Consider the following 2,895-nt stretch of genomic DNA (forward strand, 5'->3'; position numbering starts at 1 on the left):
CGACCCCTCCACCCCCGGTGTCAACGAGGGCGCCGCGCCCGACGTGGGCACCGACGAGGACTGGGAACGCTTCGCCGGTGTCACCCGTCTCTCCCGCTTCGAACTCGTCGGGAACACCCTCGACCTCTCCACCGAGCAGACCATCCTCGACGTCGAGGCCGACCGGGGCATCTGTTGCCACGTCGGCGGCGACATCGTCTTCGACACCGCCGGCAACCTCTGCCTCTCCACCGGTGACGACACCAACCCCCACGCCTCCGGCGGCTACGTCCCGATCGACGAACGCCCCGAACGCAACCCCTCCTACGACGCGCAGCGCACCTCCGCCAACACCGCCGACCTTGCGCGGCAAGCTTCTGCGCATCACGGTGGGCGAGGACGGCTCGTACACGATCCCGGAGGGCAACCTCTTCGCGCCGGGAACCGAGGGTGCCCGCCCCGAGATCTACCTGATGGGCCTGCGCAATCCGTTCCGCATGGAGATCGGCCCCGTCACCGACGACCTCTACGTCGCCGACTACTCACCGGACGCCCGCACCCCCAGCCCCACCCGCGGACCCAACGGGCACGGCAAGTGGTTCGTCGCCCGCGCGACCGGCAACCACGGATGGCCGTACTGCGTCACCCCCTCGATGCCCTACCACCACCGGGACTTCGCCACCGGAACCGACCGGGGCGCCTTCGACTGCGACGCCCCCGTCAACACCTCTCCACGGAACACCGGGCTGACCGAACTGCCCCCCGTGGAACAGCCCGAGGTGTGGTACCCCAACGATGTCTCCCCGCTCTTCCCCGGCCCGGGCAGCGGCGGCATCGGCCCGATGGCCGGACCGGCCTACGCCTTCGACCCGGCGGCGACCCGGGGCCGCGCCCCCGTCGCCTGGCCCGAGCACTACGACGGCGTCCCGCTGTTCTACGAGTTCACCCGCAACCACATCAAGGGATTCCACCTCGCCGGGGAGGGCGTACCCGGAAGCGGCGGGGTGATCGGGGCCATCGAGGATGTCGTCCCCGGGATGCGCCTCTCCGCCCCCATCGACATGGAGTTCGGCCCCGACGGCGCGCCGTACGTGCTGGAGTACGGTCGGGGGTACTTCCAGGAGAACCCCGACGCGGAACTCTCCCGCATCGACTACATCGGACCCGGCGGCAACCACCCCGATCCCCGTGGTCTCGGCGGACGTCACCCGGGGCGAGGAGCCGCTGACGGTCTCCTTCTCCTCGGCGGGCACCATGGACCCCGACGGTGACCGCCTCCGGTACGAATGGGACTTCGACTCCGACGGGCGGGTCGACTCGCGGCCGGCGAACCCCGTGCACACCTACACCGAACCCGGTGTGCACACCGCCACCCTGAAGGTCACCGACCTCGGCGGCCGGCACCGCGGGAAGTCGGCCTCGGCCGGGATCGACATCACCGTCGGCGCGAACGAGGCCCCCGTCGTCACCTTCCTGCGACCGACCCCCGATCCGGACTTCGCCTTCGGGGACACCGTGGAGTACGAGGTGGAGGTGACCGACGACCAGCCGGTCGACTGTGCCCGGGTCACCGTGACCTACATCCTGGGCCACGACGACCACGGCCACCCCATGTCCACGGCGTCGGGCTGCGCCGGTTCCTTCGTCACCACCGTCCCCGAGGGACACGATGTCGAGGAGGACGATCTGCGGGCGGTCTTCGTCGCCTCCTACACCGACCCCGGTCTGAACGGTTTGCCCCCGCTCACCGGGAGCACCGAGGTCGTCCTGCTGCCCACCGGTTGATCGGGGCGGTGGGATCCGAGCCGCGGGGTCGCCCGCCCGGAACGGGGACCGTTCCGGGCGGGCGGACCGCCGCCGGGGGCTACTCGAAGATCTCCGGGTCGCCGGCGCCCCGCCGCACCACCTCGGCCACGCCGTCGGAGAAGTCGACGACCGTCGTCGGCTCGGTACCGCAGTCCCCGGAGTCCAGTACCGCGTCCACGGCGTGGTCCAGCCGCTCCTTGATGTCCCACCCGATGGTCAGCGGCTCCTCCTCGCCCGGCAACAGCAGCGTGCTGGAGAGCAACGGCTCGTCCAGTTCGGCGAGGAGGGCCTGCGCGACCGTGTGGTCGGGGATCCTGACCCCGACGGTCCTCTTCTTCGGATGCAGCATCCGGCGGGGGGCCTCGCTCGTCGCGGGCAGGATGAAGGTGTAGCTGCCCGGGGTGGCGGCCCGCACGGTGCGGAACACGGCGTTGTCCATCCGCGAGAACTGTCCCAGTTGGGCGAAGTCCCGGCACACCAGGGTGAAGTGGTGCCGGTCGTCCAGGCGCCGGATCTCCCGGATGCGGTCCAGACCCTCCTTGTTGCCGGGGTGGCAGCCCAGCGCGAAGCAGGAGTCCGTCGGGTAGACCACCAGTCCCCCGGACCGGATGATCTCCACGACCTGGCCGATCACACGGCGTTGCGGGTTGTCCGGGTGCACGTCGAAGTACTTCGCCATGCGCCGAGCCTACGACCGCGCCCCGTCCCCACCGGCCGCGACCCGCGCGGAACCCGAACCGGTGTTCACCGCCCGTCCGTCGGCCACTCCTCCGTCGGCTCCGTCAAAACCAGCGCGCGCAGCGCCTCGCCCACGGCCCGCGCCGCGGGGTGCTCCGCGGCCCCCCGCCGGTGGGCCAGGAGGGCCCGGCGCCGGATCGGCAACCACTCCCATACGACGCCGGACGGGGCGCCGGCGCGGACCGTCGCGGGGAGCAGGGCCACCCCCGCACCGATCGCCACCAGACCGAGGACGGTGTCGAAGTCGTCCACCCGGTGCCGGATCGAGGGCTCGAAACCCGAGGCGTGACAGGCCCGGACCGTCATGGCGTGGCAGAGCGTTCCCGGCGTGGCGGTGATCCACGGGAAGGCGCCCCACCACCGGGGCACCGG

Annotated in this window: 5 protein-coding genes; 2 read left to right on the top strand and 3 right to left on the bottom strand. The window is 71.6% G+C overall.

All coding sequences use genetic code 11. From position 1 onward, the window contains the following. Window positions 1–352 (bottom strand): hypothetical protein (locus FNQ90_RS27550; RefSeq protein WP_407699391.1); only part of this gene is annotated, 352 nt, incomplete at its 3' end. Between FNQ90_RS27550 and FNQ90_RS27555 the strand changes: the two genes are divergently transcribed. Continuing rightward, a complete protein-coding gene (locus FNQ90_RS27555) occupies window positions 342–1,250 on the top strand; it encodes a PQQ-dependent sugar dehydrogenase (protein WP_228471370.1) in 909 nt (302 codons plus the stop codon). The two genes, FNQ90_RS27550 and FNQ90_RS27555, sit on opposite strands and share 11 nt — an antisense overlap. Then, entirely contained in the window at window positions 1,168–1,764 is a 597-nt protein-coding gene (locus FNQ90_RS27560) for a PKD domain-containing protein (RefSeq protein WP_323380046.1), read from the top strand. The genes FNQ90_RS27555 and FNQ90_RS27560 overlap by 83 nt, the downstream gene beginning before the upstream one ends. 79 nt (window positions 1,765–1,843) lie before the next feature. Here the strand turns inward: FNQ90_RS27560 and FNQ90_RS18325 are convergent, their stop codons facing one another. Further along, window positions 1,844–2,464, bottom strand: coding sequence for an L-threonylcarbamoyladenylate synthase (locus FNQ90_RS18325; RefSeq protein WP_182607373.1), 621 nt, complete (start codon window positions 2,462–2,464; stop codon window positions 1,844–1,846). 65 nt (window positions 2,465–2,529) lie between these two features. Beyond that, a partial coding sequence (locus FNQ90_RS18330; RefSeq protein ID WP_267133072.1) for a LysR substrate-binding domain-containing protein occupies window positions 2,530–2,895 on the bottom strand: 366 nt, incomplete at its 5' end.

The organism is Streptomyces alkaliphilus (assembly GCF_014141535.1).
Lineage (GTDB): Bacteria > Actinomycetota > Actinomycetes > Streptomycetales > Streptomycetaceae > Streptomyces > Streptomyces alkaliphilus.

Bases quoted from the DNA above. Each gene is read 5' to 3' on its own strand.
- FNQ90_RS18325 (WP_182607373.1), bottom strand. From the start codon at position 2,464: ATGGCGAAGTACTTCGACGTGCACCCGGACAACCCGCAACGCCGTGTG.